A 2,198-nucleotide genomic window follows, 5' to 3' on the forward strand; every position below is an offset into this window, starting at 1 on the left:
GACGGTAACTACTCTCTGCGACCGGAGCACATCCGTCTCGATTGGGCGGATGAGGTGCAAACCGAGGGCGTAGTGCAGACGGTACAGTATCAGGGGGCGGCGACCCGCGTTGAGCTGAAGCTGGCAGATGGAGAACGGCTGCTGGTCAGCCAGGCTAATTTACTTGATGCCCGCCAGCCTGCCGCGCTCCAGCCGGGGCAGGCCGTACAGCTATCCTGGTCGCGAGCGGCAATGGTCCCGCTGCAGGAGGAGTAGATGGCAATGAGCGCTGTTCCTGCCCCGCGCCCGTCGGCCCATGGTCGTCTGAGTGGGATGTTCTGGCGTAGGCCAACGCTGGGTCTTCTGCTGCTGCTGGTCGCCCCGCTGATGTGGTTCGGCATTGTCTATCTCGGGTCGCTGCTGACCCTGCTCTGGCAGGGACTCTATACCTTCGATGACTTCACCATGTCGGTGACGCCGGATTTAACTCTGGCGAATTTGCAGGCGCTCTTTCAACCCGCTAACTACGACATTATCCTGCGCACGTTGACCATGGCGATTGCGGTAACCCTTGCCAGCGCGATCCTCGCTTTTCCGCTGGCATGGTTTATGGCCCGCTATACCCAGGGCAAGCTGAAGGCCTTTTTCTACATTGCGGTGATGCTGCCGATGTGGGCGAGCTATATCGTCAAGGCCTACGCCTGGACGCTGCTGCTGGCGCGGGACGGCGTGGCGCAGTGGTTTTTACTCCACCTGGGTTTGCAGCCGCTGCTGGAGAGCGTGCTGACCCTGCCTGCGGTAGGCGGCAGCACGCTCTCGACTTCCGGCCTCGGGCGCTTCCTGGTTTTTGTATACATCTGGCTGCCGTTTATGATCCTGCCGGTGCAGGCGGCGCTGGAGCGTCTGCCCGCCTCAATGCTGCAAGCCTCTGCCGATCTCGGGGCCAGACCGCGTCAGACCTTCCGCTATGTCGTCCTGCCGCTGGCTATCCCGGGCATTGCCGCCGGGTCGATCTTCACCTTTTCACTGACGCTGGGCGATTTTATCGTGCCGCAGCTCGTCGGCCCGCCGGGATACTTTATTGGGCAGATGGTTTACTCCCAGCAGGGGGCGATCGGCAATATGCCGATGGCAGCCGCCTTTACGCTGGTGCCGATTGTTCTCATTACTGTCTATCTGGCGTTCGTGAAGCGCCTGGGAGCGTTTGATGCACTCTGAACGCGCACCGTTGTTTCTGAAAATCGCCACCTGGGGCGGGGTGATCTTCCTGCACTTCCCGCTGCTGATTATTGCCATCTATGCTTTTAATACTGAGGATGCGGCGTTCAGTTTTCCGCCGCAGGGGCTGACGCTGAAGTGGTTTAGCGCGGCGGCAGGGCGCAGCGACATTATCGAATCGGTCATCTTGTCACTGAAAATCGCAGCCCTTTCAACGGTGATTGCTCTGGTGCTGGGCACCCTGGCGGCAGCGGCATTATGGCGGCGGGAATTTTTTGGTAAGAACGCGGTATCGCTGATGCTGATCCTGCCGATTGCGCTGCCGGGGATCATCACCGGTCTGGCGCTGCTGACGGCGTTCAAAACCATCAATCTGGAGCCAGGTTTCTTCACCATCATTCTCGGTCACGCCACGTTCTGCGTGGTGGTGGTGTTCAATAATGTGATTGCCCGTTTCCGGCGTACCTCGTGGAGCCTGATCGAGGCGTCAATGGATTTGGGCGCTAACGGCTGGCAAACCTTCCGCTATGTGGTGCTGCCCAATCTGGGGTCGGCGCTGCTGGCGGGGGGAATGCTGGCGTTCGCCCTGTCGTTTGACGAGATCATCGTCACGACCTTTACCGCCGGACATGAGCGCACCTTGCCGCTGTGGCTGTTAAACCAGCTCGGTCGCCCGCGCGATGTGCCGGTGACTAACGTGGTGGCTCTGCTGGTGATGCTGGTGACCGCCATTCCCATTCTGGGGGCCTGGTGGCTAACCCGCGACGGCGAAGATGTTGCCGGAAGCGGGAAATAACGTTGATTCAAACAGGACAATACTATGCAAACGCAACTGCTGATTAATGGTGAACTGGTCAACGGCGAAGGGGAAAAGCAGCCGGTCTATAACCCTGCGACTGGCGAGGTACTGCTGGAGATCGCAGAAGCCTCAGCCGCCCAGGTAGATGCTGCCGTACAGGCCGCCGACCGGGCCTTCGCCAGCTGGGGGCGTACCACGCCAA

Annotated in this window: 4 protein-coding genes; all 4 read left to right on the forward strand. The window is 60.1% G+C overall.

What is annotated here, in order from left to right; all coding sequences use genetic code 11:
- Positions 1 to 255, forward strand: a 255-nt coding sequence (locus RTP97_RS01935) for a TOBE domain-containing protein (protein ID WP_312410388.1), incomplete at its 5' end; no start/stop codon positions are given.
- Positions 256 to 1,197 (forward strand): ABC transporter permease, encoded by a 942-nt coding sequence (locus RTP97_RS01940; RefSeq protein ID WP_312410390.1) that lies wholly within the window; start codon positions 256 to 258, stop codon positions 1,195 to 1,197. It begins immediately after the preceding gene.
- A complete protein-coding gene (locus RTP97_RS01945) occupies positions 1,187 to 1,993 on the forward strand; it encodes an ABC transporter permease (RefSeq protein ID WP_032610856.1) in 807 nt (268 codons plus the stop codon). The genes RTP97_RS01940 and RTP97_RS01945 overlap by 11 nt, the downstream gene beginning before the upstream one ends.
- A 24-nt stretch (positions 1,994 to 2,017) precedes the next feature.
- On the forward strand, positions 2,018 to 2,198 hold a 181-nt coding region (locus tag RTP97_RS01950; RefSeq protein ID WP_312410392.1), incomplete at its 3' end, for an aldehyde dehydrogenase family protein.

It is taken from the genome of Pseudescherichia sp., from assembly GCF_031998825.1.
Taxonomy (GTDB): domain Bacteria; phylum Pseudomonadota; class Gammaproteobacteria; order Enterobacterales; family Enterobacteriaceae; genus Pseudescherichia.